Source organism: Nostoc sp. ChiSLP03a, assembly GCF_034531215.2.
Taxonomy (GTDB): Bacteria; Cyanobacteriota; Cyanobacteriia; order Cyanobacteriales; family Nostocaceae; genus Nostoc.
Genome location: NZ_JAVRBQ020000092.1, coordinates 1 through 18717 on the forward strand (window position 1 = coordinate 1; position 18717 = coordinate 18717).

General features: G+C 40.9%; 12 protein-coding genes. 7 read left to right on the plus strand and 5 right to left on the minus strand.

From position 1 onward, the window contains the following. Positions 1 to 12: 12 nt before the first annotated feature. Positions 13 to 3126: an S-layer family protein gene (locus RMY32_RS14915; RefSeq protein WP_322708898.1), complete on the minus strand. Its 3114-nt coding sequence runs from the start codon at positions 3124 to 3126 to the stop codon at positions 13 to 15. A 572-nt stretch (positions 3127 to 3698) separates the two neighbouring features. Between RMY32_RS14915 and RMY32_RS14920 the strand changes: the two genes are divergently transcribed. The 5 genes from RMY32_RS14920 to RMY32_RS14940 all read left to right on the plus strand — a co-directional run bounded on the left by RMY32_RS14920 (position 3699) and on the right by RMY32_RS14940 (position 10983). Then, a complete protein-coding gene (locus RMY32_RS14920; RefSeq protein ID WP_322708899.1) occupies positions 3699 to 4061 on the plus strand; it encodes a beta/gamma crystallin-related protein in 363 nt (120 codons plus the stop codon). Between the two features lie 606 nt (positions 4062 to 4667). Further along, positions 4668 to 5027, plus strand: coding sequence for a hypothetical protein (locus tag RMY32_RS14925; protein WP_322708900.1), 360 nt, complete (start codon positions 4668 to 4670; stop codon positions 5025 to 5027). Positions 5028 to 5283: 256 nt separating this feature from the next. Further along, positions 5284 to 7482 (plus strand): peptidase domain-containing ABC transporter, encoded by a 2199-nt coding sequence (locus RMY32_RS14930; RefSeq protein ID WP_322708901.1) that lies wholly within the window; start codon positions 5284 to 5286, stop codon positions 7480 to 7482. Positions 7483 to 7520: 38 nt separating this feature from the next. Beyond that, positions 7521 to 9023 (plus strand): HlyD family efflux transporter periplasmic adaptor subunit, encoded by a 1503-nt coding sequence (locus tag RMY32_RS14935; protein WP_322708902.1) that lies wholly within the window; start codon positions 7521 to 7523, stop codon positions 9021 to 9023. Positions 9024 to 9372: 349 nt separating this feature from the next. Beyond that, positions 9373 to 10983: a sulfatase-like hydrolase/transferase gene (locus RMY32_RS14940; protein WP_322708903.1), complete on the plus strand. Its 1611-nt coding sequence runs from the start codon at positions 9373 to 9375 to the stop codon at positions 10981 to 10983. Between the two features lie 295 nt (positions 10984 to 11278). Here RMY32_RS14940 and RMY32_RS14945 read toward each other — a convergent pair whose 3' ends face one another. From RMY32_RS14945 to RMY32_RS14955, 3 genes are all read right to left on the minus strand, one after another. Then, on the minus strand, positions 11279 to 13633 hold the full coding sequence (locus RMY32_RS14945) for a CHASE2 domain-containing protein (protein ID WP_322708904.1): 2355 nt from the start codon (positions 13631 to 13633) through the stop codon (positions 11279 to 11281). A 208-nt stretch (positions 13634 to 13841) separates the two neighbouring features. Next, on the minus strand, positions 13842 to 15047 hold the full coding sequence (locus RMY32_RS14950) for a DUF1822 family protein (RefSeq protein WP_322708905.1): 1206 nt from the start codon (positions 15045 to 15047) through the stop codon (positions 13842 to 13844). 25 nt (positions 15048 to 15072) lie between these two features. After that, entirely contained in the window at positions 15073 to 16236 is a 1164-nt protein-coding gene (locus tag RMY32_RS14955) for a sigma-70 family RNA polymerase sigma factor (RefSeq protein WP_409883086.1), read from the minus strand. Positions 16237 to 16682: 446 nt separating this feature from the next. Between RMY32_RS14955 and RMY32_RS14960 the strand changes: the two genes are divergently transcribed. Next, positions 16683 to 17561 (plus strand): phosphodiester glycosidase family protein, encoded by an 879-nt coding sequence (locus tag RMY32_RS14960; RefSeq protein WP_322708907.1) that lies wholly within the window; start codon positions 16683 to 16685, stop codon positions 17559 to 17561. 106 nt (positions 17562 to 17667) lie between these two features. Further along, positions 17668 to 17979 (plus strand): threonine dehydratase, encoded by a 312-nt coding sequence (locus RMY32_RS14965; RefSeq protein WP_322708908.1) that lies wholly within the window; start codon positions 17668 to 17670, stop codon positions 17977 to 17979. Positions 17980 to 18301: 322 nt separating this feature from the next. On the opposite strand, the gene RMY32_RS14970 is transcribed toward RMY32_RS14965, so the two are convergent. After that, a complete protein-coding gene (locus RMY32_RS14970) occupies positions 18302 to 18511 on the minus strand; it encodes a hypothetical protein (RefSeq protein WP_094352741.1) in 210 nt (69 codons plus the stop codon). Positions 18512 to 18717 lie beyond the last annotated feature (206 nt).

Below are 18717 nucleotides of genomic sequence, written 5' to 3' on the forward strand. Positions count from 1 at the left end.
GTTATCGCAAATCTAACTACTCGCTTTGGCAGCTGAAGTTTTGCCATATTTCACACCTCCCTGAGATATAGGACAGGAAGCAGGTGTTTGCCAAGGGCTGTGGAGGTTGAGTTGAGGAAGTGCAACTAGTTCTATGTTTCCTTTGCGATCGATTACCCAGCCAGAAGCTTCCACAATTGGAATTGTAGCAGCAATAGAAGTAGTTGAAACTGCTGTTGATTTTGGCTGAGTCGTTGTGTTTGCCAAGTTTTCTGGTTGTGGTCTTAATTTTACCCACGCAGATACAGTACTTGAATCTTGTAATGGTTCAGCGGGACTCATGGGTAGTCCGCCGCGTCCTGTTGCGACAAATGTATTTTGGAATTGCCGAGTTCCAGGTGTGCAGGCGGTGGAAATTTGCCTAGAAGCATCAACTAGATTAATTGGGAGTTCGACTAAGCCGCGAGTGGGGTCAATATCAGGTGTAGTAATTTGCACATTACCGCTCAACTCGCGAGTTGCTCCAGTGGCGGTGATGTCGCTTGTGTTTGGGGAAGCGATATCTCGAAACTGAATGCCAAAGATACCTTTAGTCTTGATTTTGACATTTCCGCCACGAAAGTCATCAGAGTCGGCAGTAATATCGCTATTTTCAAAAGCAGCCAAGACATCGGCATTGATATTAATGTTGCCGCCGATGACATTTACTCCTCTGGCATCAGTTCTGATATTGCTATTACGACCTATTATTAAATCTCGTGAGTCAATGTTAATTGTCGCCTGTTCTCTATTCGGGTCAAATTTAGCACTTTGTGTATTGGCTCTGAGTGAGGCATTGTTATTTAAATGGATAGAGCGAGCATTTAATGTCATGTTGCCTGCGGTTCCTGTTCCGCTACTCTGCACGTTTACTGTAGCCCCATCTCGGACTAGCAAGGTATTAGTTCTGAGTGTAAGATCACCTGCATCTCCTGTTGAGTTTGGCTGTGCCTCAACACTTAAGCCACTGCCTCTACCAATGATTTGCACATCTTGGGCATCAACGGTCAAATTTCCCCCCTTGCCCTTACCAGAAGTTTGCGCAACAACCCGCGCCCCATTCTGAACAAGCAACTCACGAGTACTAATCGTGAGGTTTCCCGCTGCTCCATTTGAACCATTAGCTGACAATCTGCTGGAAACCCGATCGTTATCAGCAGAAGTACCAATCATTTGCACTGTGTCAGTAGCATTAACAGTTAAATCTCCTGCATTACCCGCACCAAAAGACTCGCTAAGTATCGCACCTCCACTCTGTACAAGCAAAGTACCAGTACTTATGTTCAAATTTCCCCCCTTGCCCTTACCCAAAGTTAGAGTACTGAGGAATGCCCTATCTTGCAAAAGCAACTTACCAGTGTTTATCGTCAGGTTTCCCGCATCCCCTATACCGCTGGTCTGAGCAGTCAAGACACTGGAATTCTTATTACTATCGGCACTTCTACCAATGATTTGCACATCTTGGGCTTCAACGGTCAAATTTCCTCCTTTGCCCGAACCAGATGTACCAGTATACACCTGCGCCCCATCTCGGACTAGCAAGGTATTAGTTTTAATAGTCAAATCACCCGCATTCCCTGTTGAGTATGCGGGAGCAAACAAGCTACTCCCTCTACCAATCAGTTGCACATCTTGGGCATCAACCCTCAAATTTCCTCCTTTGCCCGAACCAGATGTAGCAGCAGTATACACCTGCGCCCCATCTCGGACTAGTAAGGTATTAGTTTTAATAGTCAAATCACCCGCATTCCCTGTTGAGTATGCGGGAGCAAACAAGCCACTCCCTCCACCAATGATTTGCACATCTTGGGCATCAACCCTCAAATTTCCTCCTTTGCCTGCACCACGTGTACTAGTACTCACCGTTGCCCCATCTCGGACTAGCAAGGTATTAATTTTAATAGTCAAATCACCCGCATTCCCTGTTGAGTATGCGGGAGCAAACAAGCCACTCCCTCTACCAATCAGTTGCACATTTTGGGTATCAACTCTCAAATTTCCCCCCTTACCCGCACCGAAAGTGCCAGTGCCTACCTGTGCCCCACCCTCAAGCCGCAAGCTGCTAGCACTGATACTGACATCGCCCCCCTGTCCGCTTGCCTTTTCTTGCACCGGATTATCAATGACACTATTGTTAAGGTTTATTGCTCCAGTAGCATTAACCGAAATATTTCCTGCCTGACTATTATTAGAACCTAGTCTATTGTCTATGCCTGCACGCAGGAAACTCTCTCCTGTCATCTCTAAATTCCGGGCATTAACTGCGATACTTCCACCATTGCCAGCAAATACATTTACTTGCGCGCGATCGCTAAGGAAAACATCGCTTCTTTCTACACTATTGGGAAAACTCAAACTTAGATTATTACCATCCCCATTCAACCCAACTGTTCCCGCACCAGCTAACCCACCTAACTCGACGAGTCCACCAAAAGCATTCAATCTTCCACCATCCATGTTCACATTGCTGCCTACCAACAGCAAACTCTGACCATCTGGGACACGTAGACCAAATGCATCCTCGCCACCAGGAGTAGAGCCTGCTGGTGCAGTCGAACTATTTTGAATCGGTGCAACTGCAATTTGATTAAATAATAAGGCATTTGGATTTACTGTTAACAAGGGTGAAGGTGCTTTTGGATTTGAGGCGCTGAAAAATCCTAAATTGCCAAACCCAATGGCATTGGCTGTTGTGGCGACAAAGGAACCGCCGATATTCAAACTGGCATTTTTACCAAAAATAATCCCATTGGGATTGATGATAAACAGGTTTGCTTTACCCAACGCACTAATCGACCCATCAATATTTGAAACGCTTGAGCCAGTGACTCGTGTGAGAATGTTTTGAATATCGAGTGCATTATTGAAAAAAGCTGTCCGATCGGTGGGAACAGAAAACTCTCGAAAACTGTGGAACAGATTAGCGCCTCTTGTGGTTCCACCCGAAATGACTCTAGTATTGCCATCTAATCTCACCTCGGAATTATTTGGCAGAGTCCCATCTGGCGTAATTTGAGCAACTGAGCTATTTGTATATAAGACTATTGCACTCGCGATCGCAATTCCTAGACCTTGCCACCAGTACAAACGTATAGATACTCCAGACATTGCACTCTCCTATTGAAAAGGAAATTTAGCGAGTAAATCTTCAATTAAGTATAGGTATCAGGGTGCTCGACTTATTCACAAGCTTTGGATATCAACACATTTCTCGCTTCTGGTATGACTTGCAAAAAACGAATCGTCATCATCCAAAGCAGGCATTGTTGTCAAGTATAGTGCAGTGGTAATTCGGTTAAAAAATATTAAGCTAACCATCATTAAAAGCTCAACACTTATAGTTCAAAAGGGTGTAGGGGAATAGGGGTTGCATGGTGGTAGGGGAGCCAGTGCGGTCAGAAGGTAAAGCTAAAAAATCTCTGATTCGGGGTCGTGAATAAAATTATCTCACTGCTACCAATTAACAATCAGAAGGCAAAGCTAAAAAATCTCTGATTCGGGGTCGTGAATAAAATTATCTCACTGCTACCAATTAACAATCAGAAGGTAAAGCTAAAAAATCTCTGATTCGGGGTCGTGAATAAAATTATCTCACTGCTACCAATTAACAATCAGAAGGTAAAGCCAAACCAGCGATCGCCTTCAGTTCAAATTCAAACTTGAAATTTCGGAGATGTCTAATGTCTAACATCAACAACTACGGAGTAGATATGAACGAGAAAACTTTAACAGAATTGAACTTCAGCACAGTGAAGGAACTTAACGATGAGGTTGCTGCTACTTGTAGTGGAGGTAATGCACAGTTATTCCGGGATGCTAACTTTCGAGGAGGTGGTATAACGTTTACTGGCAGTGATGCCAACCTAGCTAATAACAATTTCAACGACGCCACCTCATCTATTGTTATTACAGGGAATCAAAGATGGAGGTTTTATAAAAATACAAACTTTAGAGGTCCATCTATAACTTTAGGGCCAGGACGATACCGTAGAGTTGCTGGAGGAGTAAACGATTCAATTAGTTCTCTCAAACGCTTATCATAGATTTGACTTCTGTGCATCCGTTTTAGTAACTTTGGTTAGATAGTAAAATAGCCTCAGAGTATTCATCCATTTCTGAGGCTATTTTTCTATTTCATGCCTCTGTTAAAACTTCTCTCATCCCCTCTCTAATTTGCAACAGAGATGCTGCAAGTAGGTAGGAGTTTTTAGTACACATCATCCGAAATTTATATTACTTAATCGTCTATATTGCGTCAAAGTTATTGTTGTGTAACTGTCAGGAGAATCAACTTATGTACAACAGAGATATTAGCAAATTAACACTACTGAATCAAGTGAATAAATTAGAGAAAACGCACCTCGGATCTAAGTATAAGAATCCTTTCATAGCAGGGGTTTGAGCGTTTGATAATTGAGACGATTTTTTCATCAATATCTTTATGCAATAAGGGTTTCACAAATTACGTGCGTTTGCCTTGGTGAATAAACGAAGATACTGCTACCAATTAAGAATTAGAAGGTAAAGCTAAAAAACCTCTGATTCGGGGTCGTGAATCAACGAAAATACTGCTACCAATTAATAATCAGAAGGAAGAAAACAAGCTTACCTTCAGTTCAAACCCCAATCTAAAACTCAGGGGAAAAACAATGTCTAACATCAAAAACTACGGAGTAGATATGAACAACAAGCAAATCAAAGACCTCTACAGCATCGAAGCTGTGCAAGACCTTAACCATGAAGCCGCCGCCACTATTAGTGGTGGTGCCTTAGACTTTTCCGACAAGAAGGATGGTGAAGGAAGGCGGCTAAATAATATCGCAAACGCACGACGCAGTTTAGGTAGCTTTAACAATAAAGCATCTTGGTACGAGGTGACGGGTAGAAAAGATTGGATTGTCTACAGTGGTGAGAATTTCACAGGTCAGAAGAGACGTCTCAAAGCAGGTTCAAAAGGTAACTTCACTGGTCCTTTTAACAACAACATCGCGTCTGTCAAACCTGCATAATCAGCTCTGGTCTATTTCATACCGTGTACTCGAATCCTTCAAAATCTCAAAGAGAAAAGAATGCCCTCACATAAGCTTTTAGCTGAGTAACATTCTTCTCTTGCAGTTCGTAGGGGCGAGGTCGTTTTCGCTCCTACTTTTTCATTCATATCAAAATAGCATAAATAAACGTAAACGGTGTTAACAGTTATTAGGTAGGAAATAAACGGACTCGTCTACCCCTTGTTAACTGCGGCTGTTACTGATTTTTTAAACAATGAAATACTACAGTATATTGCAACACAGTGAAGAAGATTGTGGTGCAGCAAGCCTAGCCACGATCGCCAAACACTACCGACGCACCTTTGCCCTCAATCGCGTGCGAGAAGCAGTGGGTACAGGTTCGCGGGGAACCACACTATTAGGTTTAAGGCGGGGAGCAGAAACCCTGGGATTCCATGCCCGTCAAGTTCAAGCTACCCCAGAACTGTTTGAGAAATTAAATGAACTCCCCTTACCAGCCATCATTCACTGGAAAGGTTATCACTGGGTAGTATTATACGGGAAAAAGGGGAAAAAATATGTTATCTCTGACCCTGCCTTTGGTATCTTGTACCTCACCTCCAAGGAGTTAATCGCGGGTTGGAGTGATGGTGTGATGCTGCTGCTGATGCCAGACGATAGCCGCTTCTACGAGCAACCAGAAGATAAAATTGGCGGTTTTGGGCGCTTTATTGCCCGCGTTATGCCCTATCGCAATCTTCTGGTTCAGGCGATCGCTATCAACTTTGCGATCGGGCTGTTGTCCCTGGCTTCCCCTTTAATGATGCAACTCCTCACTGATGATGTGCTAGTGCGGGGAGATACCCAACTGCTAACAACAGTGGCAATTGGCGTGATTGCCATGAACTTAATTCAAAGTGCCATTGGTTTAGTACAATCTCACCTGATTGGTCATTTCGGTCAAAGGTTGCAATACGGGTTAATTCTAGAATACGGCCGAAAACTGTTGCGCTTACCCCTATCATATTTTGAAGCCCGTCGCAGTGGGGAAGTCGTTAGCCGGATTGCTGATGTTCATACCATCAATAATCTAGTTTCTCAAATTGTCCTTGGTTTACCCAGTCAATTTTTTGTGGCTCTGGTTTCCTTGGGTTTCATGCTCTTTTATAGTTGGCAACTGACTCTCGCTTCCGTTGCCGCTTTTGTTGTTGTCACTTTTGTGAACCTGCTTTTTCTTCCCGCCTTGCGCCAGAAAACCCGCAGCCTCATCGTTAAAGGTACAGAAAATCAAGGCTTTTTAGTCGAAACCTTTCGCGGTGTTCAAGTCCTCAAAACCACCCAAGCTACAGAGCAAGCTTGGCAAGAATATCAGACAAATTTTGGTCGTCTTGCTAACTTAGACTGGACGACAATGAAGTTGGAGCTTTACAGCGGCACAGCCACTAGTATTCTTTCTAAATTTACGAGTATTGGCATACTTTGGTTAGGTTCTAGCTTAGTGATTAATCAGACATTATCCATCGGTCAACTGCTGGCGTATAGCGGTATGAGTGGTAGCTTTCTTGACTTTTTAGAGTCAGCAGTCGGGCTAATTGATGAATTTATCACTGCTCAAATTGTCGTTCAACGCTTGACAGAAGTGATAGATTCTACCCCAGAAGATGAAAATGACTTTAAAAAACCTTGGGCAGAAATTCCTGGCAATGCAGATATTAGTTGTTCTCAAATTAACTTTCATCATCCTGGTAGAACTGACCTGTTAGAAAACTTTTCTTTAACTATCCCTGGTGGTAAAGTAATAGCCTTAATCGGTAAATCTGGCTGTGGTAAAAGCTCTCTTGGCAAATTAATTACTGGTTTATATCACGTTCAATCTGGTAACATTCGTTATGGCATATACAACCAGCAAGATTTATCTTTAGAATGTTTGCGGCAGCAAGTCGTATTAGTTCCCCAAGAACCTCATTTTTGGAGTCGTTCGATTGTAGAAAATTTTCACTTCAGTTATCCAAACATTAGTTTTGAGGAGATAGTCCTTGCCTGTCAAATTGCTGGTGCAGATGAATTTATTAGCAAATTACCCGATAAATATCAAACTGTTTTAGGCGAATTTGGTGCAAATATTTCTGGCGGACAAAGGCAGAGATTAGCGATAGCTAGAGCAATTGTTACTGACCCGCCTGTATTAATTCTAGATGAATCTACAGGCGCTCTTGACCCAATAAGTGAAACTCAAGTTTTGGATAGATTAATTAATCACCGTCAAGGTAAAACTACAATTACGATCAGCCATCGTCCTCAAGTTATCAAACGGGCTGATTGGATTGTATTGCTTGAAAATGGGCGCTTAAAAATTCAAGGAACTCCAGAAGAATTACGTCATATCCCTGGAGAGCATTTGAGCTTTCTTGATGAGATTTATTCTTCTAATAATGGTAATGGATTGAAATCTTCTTTACTTTTTCGGAATTAGTTAATGTTTATTAGACATTTGAGAGATATTTATAACTTATGATTAGTAAGTCTCAAACAAATTTTTTACCCTTAGTTCAAGACAATGAGTTTCTCCCACCAATTAGTCGTTGGACTACATTTGGCGGACTATTTATCGTGTTTGCCTTGGCGTTAGCTGTTCCTGTGGCTGCGGTTGCTAAATATAAAGTTACGGTCATTGGGCAAGCGGTTGTCCGTCCTGCGGGTGAATTGCCAATTGTACAGGCGGCGACAGAAGGACAGGTAATACAGATTTACGTCAAAGAAAATCAAACACTGCAAAAAGGAGATAAAATTGCCACTATTGATGATTCTCGATTGCAAACCAAAAAAAACCAGCTGCAAACCAATATTCAACAAGCTAGGTTACAACTAATTCAAACCGCTCCGCAAATAAATGCAATCGATAGTCAAATTCGAGCTGAAAGCGATCGCACCAATCGGACTATCGCCTCTGCTAAAGCTGAATTGCAGGGACGCGATCGCGATTATCAAGACAAAAAAATTACCAGTATCACTGAACTTCAAGAAGCAGCAGCCAATGTCAAAATGGCTCAAGAAGAATTATATGCAGGGCAAGCACAGTTACAATCAGCATTAGCTAATCTCCACGCAACTGAAGCGGCTTTAGGAGCAGCGACATCAAAGCAGAGCCGATATGAAAATGTTGCTAGACAAGGGGCATTATCCCGCGATCAACTAGAAGAAGTACAGCTGGCTGTAAAACAGCAACAACAAGCTGTACAGGCGCAAAAAGCAACTTATAAAGCCCAAGAAAAAACAAATGAACGGCTAAAACAAGCTGTTAATGGGGCTATTGCCAAACGCTCGCGCGCTCAAGCAGTTCTCAACCCAAGCAATGCAGAGGTAGCAATGGCGAGTGAACGCATTGCTCAAGAAAAAGCTTCTGGGGAAGTGAATAAAGCATCGTTAGAAAGAGAACTTCAAGCACTTATAAAACAGAAAATTGAAACCGAAAAACAATTAGAGCGCGATACTAGCGAATTCAAGCAAGCTGAAATTGACCTGAAGCAAACTACTATTACCGCTACAGCAGACGGAATTATTTCCAAGTTGAATTTGAGAAACCCCGGTCAAACTCTCCGGGCTGGGGAAGAAGTTGTGCAAATTGTTCCTAGTTATGCACCTTTAGTTATCAAAGCAGCTGTCGGTTCTGAGGAAAAAGGTAAGATAAAAGTCGGTCAAAAGGTGCAAATGCGAGTTAGTGCTTGTCCTTATCCTGATTACGGTACTCTCAATGGTGTTGTCAAAGCGATTTCTCCAGATGCTGTTAAGTCGCAAAAAAACGATGCTGATACTGATACGAACTCTACCCCAAAAGCAACTGCTGTAGGTGCTTTTTACGAAGTCACAATTGAACCAGAGAAACTTGCTTTAGGTCGCAGTACAAAGAAATGTCAAATTCAATTGGGTATGGATGGCAGAGTTGATATTATTACCCGCGAAGAAACTGTATTGCAATTTGTGCTCCGCAAAGCAAGATTAATCACCGATTTTTGACCATACCCTAAAGGGGAGAGAACAAGGAACAGAGAGAAAGCCATTGGTTTTGGCAATACTTCTCGGGTTTTGGGGAAAAGGGGAAAGGGAAAAGGGAAAGAAAAAACCTTTAATCCTTACCCTTTACCCCAAACTCGATTCCGAGTTAAAAATGCACAAAGCAAGAAGTATTGAGATAAATTTTATCTTTTTGCACCAAATCTCACACTTAAGTATCACATCTACCAGTCGGACTCCAATTCAATTTTGAATTCTGACGCCTCTATTCTGTTTTGAGAAAAGTTTGGTTTTTTATCATACCCAAAGCCAAAAAATGAAACTATGACATTGTAAATCAAGAGGTCATTTAATGAAAACATTCAATTTGAAAACAAAGTTATTTGCTCTAATAACGATCGGTGTTTTGGTAGTCAATGTGTTCTTCTTAGCACCACAAAAAGCTTTCACCGAGACAAGTAAACCCAATATTGTTTTCGTCCTAGTGGATGACATGGACGCTGACACAATTAACAGAAATCCAAAGAAGTATGCACCAAACATTAAGTCGCTTTTGCTCGACCAGGGCGTAACATTTCCTAACTTTTTTGTAAACGTGTCTCTATGCTGCCCATCGCGCACGAATATTCTGCGCGGTCAATATGCGCACAATACAGGGGTCTTGACCAATTCAAAACCTGATGGCGGTTTCCAGAAAGCCTATAGTCAGGGCTTAGAAAAAGAGACGATCGCCACCTCTTTACAGGCAAATGGTTATCAGACAGCGTTGATTGGCAAGTACCTCAACGGCTACCCCGACACAGCCCCTGATGATACCTACATCCCGCCTGGTTGGACAGAGTGGTATAGCCCGATGGAAAAAGGCAAGAAGAAAAACGACCAAAAGAAATATGGCAATCCTTACTCTCAGTTCAATTACACGCTGAACAAAAATGGCAAGCTGGTTAAGTACGGTGACAACCCCAAAGACTACGGTACAGATGTTTATACTGGCTTTGCCATTGATTTCATCCAACGTTCTGTCAAGAACGGCAAACCGTTTTTCGTTTATCTAGCTCCCTTCAACATTCACGGACCATATACGCCAGCACCACGCTATAAAAACCTCTTCCCAGATGCTCAAGCGCCCCGCGTAGACAATTTTAACGAAGCCAATGTCAGCACTAAGCCTCAATTCATTCAAGATTTGCCTCAACTCAATCAAACACAAATTGATGAAATTGATAAAAGTTATCGTTTGCGCTTGCGATCGCTACAGTCGGTTGACGATACAATTGACAAGTTGGTCGATACGCTCAAGGCAACTGGACAACTTAACAATACTTACATCATTTTCACCTCTGATAACGGTTACAAACAGGGTATTCACCGAGCAAGTACAGGCAAAGAAAGTGCCTACGAGGAAGATATTCGCTTGAATCTGGTAGTGCGGGGACCGGGAATTCCATCTGGCAAGAAACTGCAAGAGCAAGTGGGTAATATCGACTTTTTCCCAACCTTTACCGATATGGCTGGAGTTAAACCACCCGCTTTTGTTGATGGACGCTCGTTCTTACCCTTGTTAAAGGGTACGACGTTAAATCTCCCTAAGTGGCGCTCTGCATTTTTGATAGAACACAAACAAAATCAGAAGCGACGTGCTGCACTTGAGAATCAGACAAAGCTTCTTCAGGATCAGTTAGAGCTTGAGGATCAGTCAGAGCTTCAATCGCTCCAAAAAGGAGGCCAAGTACCGAAGATCCCTACTTACCAAGCGATCCGGACACAAGATTATACCTATGTTGAGTATAAAACTGGAGCGAAGGAACTGTATAACATCAAAAAAGACCCATATCAGTTGAACAACCTGGCTTCTACAGCCGATCCAACTCTACTCAAACAGCTTGCTAACCGACTGAGTAAACTGCGTACTTGTCAAGCCGATTCCTGTCGGGCAATTGAGGAGGAGCCGTTCACTCCCTAAAAAGGTTCTGCCAGGATACTTACCACGTATCCTGGTAAATCAGACAGAGCAACAGCGAATATCCAAAGCCTCAAAATTCAGTTGCAACCTTGCTACTTTTACCCTTTATTCTAATTAATTGAAGATAGTTTTACATTACTCAACTAATGATTAGACCTCTTGCAAAAATCCTTGAATCACCCCTCCCCGATGTGTTGGGGAGGGGGTAAGATTTCAAGTTTCCCCCCTTTATAAGGGGGGATTAAAGGGGGTCTATTCGACTTATGCAAGAGGTCTATTGTAGAGGAATGGAAAATTATCGGCGACTTTGAATAAATATAATTACAACACCACTTGCAACCACAGCAAAGGCAGAAGGAATAAATGGCAACCATAGCCCTTGTTTTAAAAGAGCGATCGCACAAACTCCATATAAAGTGACAACTGTTGCAAAGATCGTGCATCCCTGATGTGAGAGCGATCGCACCCACCAAATAATCAGACTCCCAACTACAGACCAGCCGCATATCCAAAGAATATCACCCCAGTAAGGCAAAACCCAAAGAATTGGACGTTGGTCTAAAACTGCACTCAAAACTTGGCTAACCATTTGTGCTTGTATAAATATCCCTGGTATTTCTTGGTAATCTTGCTGTGCAGTACTGTAGAGAGTTGACCAAGTATCGCTAACTGTATTAGCTGTCACTCCAACGATTACTACCTTATCTTTCATTGATTTACGATCGAATTTATCACTCAATACCTCATCAAGAGAAACTCTCTGATAATCTGTATTACGATAATTGACAAGTATTTGATTTCCACCTAAATCAACTCCTTGTTGATAAGCACCACTGCGACCAAATTTTAAACGTTTAAATACTTTAGAGCCAAACTGTACATAATCTTCATTAAATTTAGGTTTAATATTTTCGTCAGATAAGTAACGAGTAACTAATTGCAACGACAGCGAATAAGGCGTTGTACAAGTTGAAGAAGGCTCTTGTGCCATCATCAAAATTTGGCGACGGACGATACCATCTGGGTCTTGAATTGCATCAGTAAAACCCTGACGTTCTACAGGTATGTTTTTCGGAGGTTTAACACCTTGTGGGTCATATTTACTATCACGGCTTTTGCAGACAACAACAACATTATCTTTATTAAGTTCAGTCGGAAGTTGTATTGGATTTGATTTATTTGGAGGATCGGCTAAGTCTCTATAAATATCCAGTCCAATAACTCGCGGTTGATACTTTTGTATTTTGTTAAGCAATTTAGCTAACGTACTATCCGAAATAGATTTCAGTCCTTTGGTCATCTCTTGTCGTGATTGAATATTTTTTTCAGTAATTTCTACAATTATTAACCTTGGATCTGGCTCTTCTTGAGGTCGCAACCGTAGCATTTGATCGAAAGTTTGTAGTTCGATTTTTTCAAAGACTCCCAAATATCTCAAACCTAATGTTGAAATAGCCACAATCAAAGTACTAAGTAGTACAGTCCAAAGTTTGAATTTTGGTGTTGCAATTTTACCTTTTGTCAAAACTTCACCTACAAATTTAGTATTAGCAAAATTACCGCACAATTCTTGCCACGTAGTAGGAACAGTTGTAGGATTTTGATAGATAACTGGCAACCAACTGGCACAAGGAAATTCATTTTCCAGTCCTTGAAGTCTTTCTCGTGCTTCTCGCACAGCCAAGTAAAATGGCTTGCTATCTGCAAAGGCGGTAAGAAAGTTTTTTAAAAATTCCTGTGCTATTAAATCTGGAACTCCTTCTCGCATTACAATCATTTGGGGAATGTTTAAATCAGCTAAATTTCGTCCTAAGCCAATTCCGTCACAAGAATTGAAAATTGCCAGTTTCAAACCGCGTCTAATTGCTGCATTAAGTGCATGTTTCAATTGCGAAATTGTTAAACTTTCTGTTTGATTGATGTAAATTTCCCCAATTTCTCCTTCAGCAAGACTAGTGCTATGTCCGGCAAAAAATAGAATATCCCAATCATGATTCCATAGATGCTCGTCAAGTTTTTGTCGTGTTGGTTCTATAAGAAAAGTGGTTTTGCCATCTGTTAAACCGTGTAAAGCAGAGGCATCTTTATCAATATCAATACCAACTCTATTGCCTAGAATTGCCAAAATTCTGACTTTACCTGTAGGAGATTTTTGTAATAGGTGAGTAGATTCATACTCATGATTGCTTAAAGCTAATTCCGCTTTCGGGTAATCTTCAAAAAAATGCCATAGATGCCAAGGCAAGCGATGCAGTAGAACTATATTTGTTTCAATAATGACTCTAATTTCATCATTACGACTGAGTAGAGTTCGCAACTGCCGTTCAATATTCTGAAATGATTCAAATTTTAACCAAGCATTGATATTGGCTTGTAGCTGTTGACACACTTCATTAAAGTCATTGACAGAAATATTGGTTATGTCTTGCGAATGTACTTTTATCCGTTGATTCTTACCCAGGCGTTGATGAACTGCTGCGTAGAGTAACTGCCATCTGCGGTAGAGTTCACTTAGTTCTGGTGCTGGTGGTAGACTCCCTGTTAATTTCACGGGTATAAATTGTTTATCACACCAAAGTTGAGCCGTGACAACAGGAAATCCTTGATTTAAATCTCCTCCCAAGAAGCTGAAGACAACTAGCTTACTCATAAGTTAAATGGACTTAGCCATTCGTGATTAACTAATGACTAATCAACAGAGAGCATTGTACTTATGCAAAAATACCAAAGAAAAGTGCAGTATAAGGACTACACAAGACAAATTTGGTCTAAACCTATGACTTTCGAGCAAAAACAACGTTTACAAGCCGCTGCAAAGAGATTGTATCAACCAATTTGACCCTACTAGCTCATAACAACTAAATTATGAAATTTTCTGTTATTTGATAATTATCAAGACCAACCTGGATGCTAAAACATTCTCCCACTTCCCCATCAAAGAGTTTTAACTGTACATAACTATCTTGAATTCTTGCTTGTACTTCTTGAAGTATTTCTCCTCGGTCTGAAAATAAAACTAGCTTGATATTAGCAGGTAGGTAAGGTTGATTACAAGCTGGATGTAGTTGGACGCGAATCTTAACTTGTTGGTTAGCTTCTGGTATTAAGGCAACTAATAAAATAACTTTTTGAGCCTCTATTTCTATTCCCAAGTCAATCAGCTTGGCGCGTTTGCTCGCGGCAGCGTTTAACCTGGAAGAAGTGCGGAAATTAAAAGCTAGGCTACTGGAGTTTGGCTCAAAAAAAGTCTCTATAGCTTGCCAAGAAGCATCGTAAATCTGCTCCAGCCAACGACTAAGATTCACTTGTACTTGTGAATACTGCGTAGGCGCAGCCCGTCGTAGAGATTGCAGCCTTTCTTGGTACAAACGCTGCCGCCACTGCTCATTTTCTAGTAGCACTCCCCAAGTTGTAAATAGCACTGCAAGTCTCGGAAATGTTACAGAGGAATTACTTAACTGTTGCACAAGATTTTCTGCTTCAACAGTCGATAATTCTGGTAGTGGAGCGATCGCACCTTTCATCTCTTCTGTTCCACAAAATTGGTAGGCGATCCAAAAAGCATTAAAGTCTTTAATTAAGTGCCGTGCATCTATACAATAAGTCCTATCTACTTGGTCATAGTCTGCTAGTGATTTAAGTTCTTGATGGGTTATATAGCTCCAAATTCTTACCCACTCCCCATCTGCTGTAACTTGCACTGCTAAATAATAATCTGCTGCCCAACTAGGAATGTCTACCCATTCTTGAGGAACTTCTAACTCGCTATCATCGATTGCCTCGCTAGGAATTAAAACGACTCGCTTTTGGTTTAACAAAATTACTGTGCCATTGACAAATTCCCAAAAAGCAGGAATACCAGGGGAACTGTGCCAGATACTTGCTTCTAGAACATATTCAGCTTTTACCCAATTCAAAAACCCATGAAGGCAAATTTGATTCATGTAAGCACGCCAGCGACTGCTAGGTGTGGCGTACATTTGGCTTTCTTGCCAAGAACTTGTCTGTAATGATGGTGATATTTCTAACAATAGTTCCTGCGGTTCTGTAAAAGCGTAAGTCATTTTTACTACCTCATCCTTCATAATCTCAGCGAGATTCCCCATACTTAACTTGCAACCATTCTTCCAAAGCGGTACTCATATTATTAACTAGGTTGGAAGTCACAGAAATATTAAGCGTATCTTGACTCCATTGGATCAATGCTGAAAGCATTGATTCTCTGGCTTTGAGCAGTCGGCGAGAAACAGTAGGCTGACTAATTTGTAGGTGTTCTACAATCTGTGGCTGAGTTAACCCCTGTTGGTAGTAAAGTTTAAGTATTTCCTGAGTTTTCACCTCCAGATTTTGTATTTTTTTTAACAAAACACCTTCAATCTGAGATTGTTGATTTTGTTGATTTTGGGCATCCTCTTGGGCTATTATCTCTGCAATTAATGAGTCAGAGGATGGATCTGGCAAATCAAAAGTTGTTGTGGAGTTATCTTCCGATATCACTACATTTAAAGAACTAACAGGTGGATACAGATAACCACGCACGTACACAGCTGCTTGGGTTAACCATTGTTCAATTTTTTCTCTCGTGGATTCTGGAGTAGATTGATTTAACTGATTTTGGCGATCGCGGTTGTAGAGGTTGACAATAGCTTTCCAAAGTTGAGGTTCTGGTTCTGGTAGAGACTTTGTGCCACCTGGTTGGTTTTGAACATACAGTTCTTTGAAACAAGTCCAGGCTAGTCGATATTGGGCGATTAGAATCGGTGATAATCCAGCTTGAGCAAGAGCTTCTAAAAACTGCTTTTTGCTTACCTTGCGTAACAATGCCCAATTTGTGCAAATATCAGCTTCCTTGCGTTGGCGTAAAATATCTTTTAGCCGACTGGGAACTGCTATAGTAGCATAGACTTTTAAGCTAGAGCATTTTTCTGGGTTAAATTGTTTAAGAATTGTTTCAATTTCAGCATTCGCCATTTGAAAATAATCTGCTAGGCTATGTTGACTATTTGTAAATTTGGCAATTGTTTTTTTAGCAGCCCAATAATTTGGTTCCTGTAAATAAGCAGACAAATGCATTCTAGCAAGGCTATTAGATTGCTCTCTCCAGCACTTGTACCAATGTAATGCCCAAAAGTTTTCTGAGTTAGGGACGAATTGTGAAGACTCCAAGCAATTTTGAATATTTCGATGTAGTCTGGTATCAATCAACCATTTGCTGAATCTGTCTCCTTCCAACTCAACGAAGGTTGAGAACATCTCGATAATTTTTTGACGAGGACGCATAAGCAGTTAACAATTTCAATCGATCCGAACTTAAGCAACTATCAAAACCGCAGATATCTCTGTGGACAATTGCAAGATACTGGTTTGCTAATTTCCAATTCCATAGCACACATATTTTATTCCTTGATGTTTTTTGAAGATAACTCTATTCATATTCTGTTGAATCTAGATCATTTGGTTATTTTAAAGTTAAATTTTTGTAATTATGGGTTCAGTAGCCATAATTGCGAACATATACCTAATGGAGCCTTTTTGGGAATACGCCCTTCGGTATACTTTTGACTATCTATTTTTTCTAAATCCCTAAAAAATGGGCGAACCGGGAATAATTAAAGTTAATTGCTTATTTTTCAGCTTAAAGTATTTTAATTAAATCGATTAAATCAACTTTTTTGAGCTAACCGCAGGTGAGTTTAAAAGTGAGAAAAATCAAACTACTGGCTTTGATATTAATGAGTTTAGCAATGGTGTTGTGGTTTAATTTGCGTTTTTCAACACCTTCAATACCCACTATTGCAGCTTCACCAGCAAAAACTATCCGCTACTTCGATCGCACTTTGCCCCAAAGCATCGCTCACATCGTGCTGATTCCAGCTAATAGCAAATTTTTGGTGACTCCTGCACTCTCACAGAAGGTAGCCACTGTAGAGGAATTTGCCCAAAAGCATCAAGCCGTGGCTATTTTGAATGCAGGATTTTTCGATCCAGTCAACCAAAAAACTACATCTTATGTTGTCCGGCAAGGAAAGTTGATAGCCGATCCCAAGGAAAATGAGCGGCTGGTGAACAATCCCAACTTAAAATCTTATTTGGGTCAAATATTCAATCGCACAGAATTCCGTCGCTACTTATGCGGGCAAACTAGCCGTTATTCCATTGCCCTACACAGTCAGTCACCACCAGCAGGTTGTCAGTTAGTTGATGCTATCGGTGCTGGCCCGCGCTTATTACCAGAACTCACCTTAGAAAAAGAGGGCTTTGTGGACAACGCTAATAAACGAGATGCCCTTGGTAGCAACCAACCCAACGCCAGAACTGCCGTAGGTATTACCCGCGATGGCAGCGTTATTTTAGTTATGGTGGCTCAAAAACCCTCGGCTCCGGCGAACTCTGGAATATCTTTGCCAGCATTAGCTGATTTGATGAAAACTCTTGGTGCCGATCGAGCAATGAATCTGGATGGGGGAAGTTCGTCTTCGCTTTATTACAACGGGAAAACCTTTTACGGAAAGGTTGATTTAGAGGGAAATTCTATCAAGCGTCCTGTGAAGTCGGTTTTGCTGGTTCAGGAAAAGTAGGGGTTGTGGGAATTATACCTACCTACTGATAGATTTTTGCCATATCCTCAATTCCTGAATCCGAATTGAGTCACAATAATAATAGGCAATCATTGAAGGTGCTTTTATGCTTCGTCTAACTCAAATTATTCGGAACTTGTTCCTTCGTATTGAAGGCTTGTTTGGTGTTTTATTCCAAAGTATTTCTAATTTTTTCGGAAATTTATCTGGTTTTTTTGGCAAGCTTTTCGGATTCTCTCAGTCTGGTTATTTCTTAGAATCCGATCGGGTGCAAGGCGTAAATCAAGCTTCAACTAAACAGCCAATTGAAACGAATCAGGATAACACTACTAAAATTCCTGCCCCTAACCGCCGTCGTTCTAATGCCAAACTTGATGACTACTACCTCAACATGGCTCGTGATGTGAAAAAGAACTAACAAAAGCCATAAATTAGATTTTTTTCTCAGAATTTTATCAATTACTGTTCTCTATACTAGTGGTCTGTCCTATTAGTTACGAGGGGTGAATAAGTTTGTAGTAAGGACTTTAGTCCTGGATTTTTAAGCACAGAAGCGCTTACTACAAACTCAATATATTTAATGGGACAAACCACTAGGTAGTGGGAGGTTGCGAAAATCATTCAGCCATAATTAACTGATTCGTATGTGCGTAGACATCGCACCTTTAACAAAAATTTTGTCCAGTTGAAGGCTGGACAATAGCTAGAAATCTTTTTGAGCTTGAATATTTAGTTGATTTTTAACTTACCAAATCAACTAAGGCGTTGCTTTGGAAGCGGACTATAGATGAAACTGAGCAACCGCGATAATTCTCAGAGGTGAATACTGATAGTGTGATGTTAGCTTGACCTGGATCTAAAATGCGTTTTACCTTGCAGGTTTGCATTTTATTGTTGCAGTAAGCAATAATGCGATCGCCAGCCTTGACTTCCAACGCTTGAATTTTCAATTAATACCAACCTTGCCACGAATTTGCTTTGTTAAAGAAAAATATATTGCTATATTTCACTCGCTTAACAATAGCAATGTTTCTTTACTATAGCACAAAAAAAATCAAGGATATCAATGCTATCAATTTAATCTTGGTAATGTCAAGTTTGTTCGTGCTGCAAATATTAGTGCAGGAGGTAGGAAGCAGAAATTTATCTGTTGCTC

What these genes read in the sequence shown, in the direction of transcription:
- RMY32_RS14965 (WP_322708908.1), top strand. Translation starts at nt 17,668, where the DNA reads ATGCTTCGTCTAACTCAAATTATTCGGAACTTGTTCCTTCGTATTGAA.
- RMY32_RS14935 (WP_322708902.1), top strand. Translation starts at nt 7,521, where the DNA reads ATGATTAGTAAGTCTCAAACAAATTTTTTACCCTTAGTTCAAGACAAT.
- RMY32_RS14920 (WP_322708899.1), top strand. Translation starts at nt 3,699, where the DNA reads ATGTCTAACATCAACAACTACGGAGTAGATATGAACGAGAAAACTTTA.
- RMY32_RS14940 (WP_322708903.1), top strand. Translation starts at nt 9,373, where the DNA reads ATGAAAACATTCAATTTGAAAACAAAGTTATTTGCTCTAATAACGATC.
- RMY32_RS14950 (WP_322708905.1), bottom strand. Translation starts at nt 15,047, where the DNA reads ATGACTTACGCTTTTACAGAACCGCAGGAACTATTGTTAGAAATATCA.
- RMY32_RS14925 (WP_322708900.1), top strand. Translation starts at nt 4,668, where the DNA reads ATGTCTAACATCAAAAACTACGGAGTAGATATGAACAACAAGCAAATC.
- RMY32_RS14930 (WP_322708901.1), top strand. Translation starts at nt 5,284, where the DNA reads ATGAAATACTACAGTATATTGCAACACAGTGAAGAAGATTGTGGTGCA.
- RMY32_RS14915 (WP_322708898.1), bottom strand. Translation starts at nt 3,126, where the DNA reads ATGTCTGGAGTATCTATACGTTTGTACTGGTGGCAAGGTCTAGGAATT.
- RMY32_RS14945 (WP_322708904.1), bottom strand. Translation starts at nt 13,633, where the DNA reads ATGAGTAAGCTAGTTGTCTTCAGCTTCTTGGGAGGAGATTTAAATCAA.
- RMY32_RS14955 (WP_409883086.1), bottom strand. Translation starts at nt 16,236, where the DNA reads ATGTTCTCAACCTTCGTTGAGTTGGAAGGAGACAGATTCAGCAAATGG.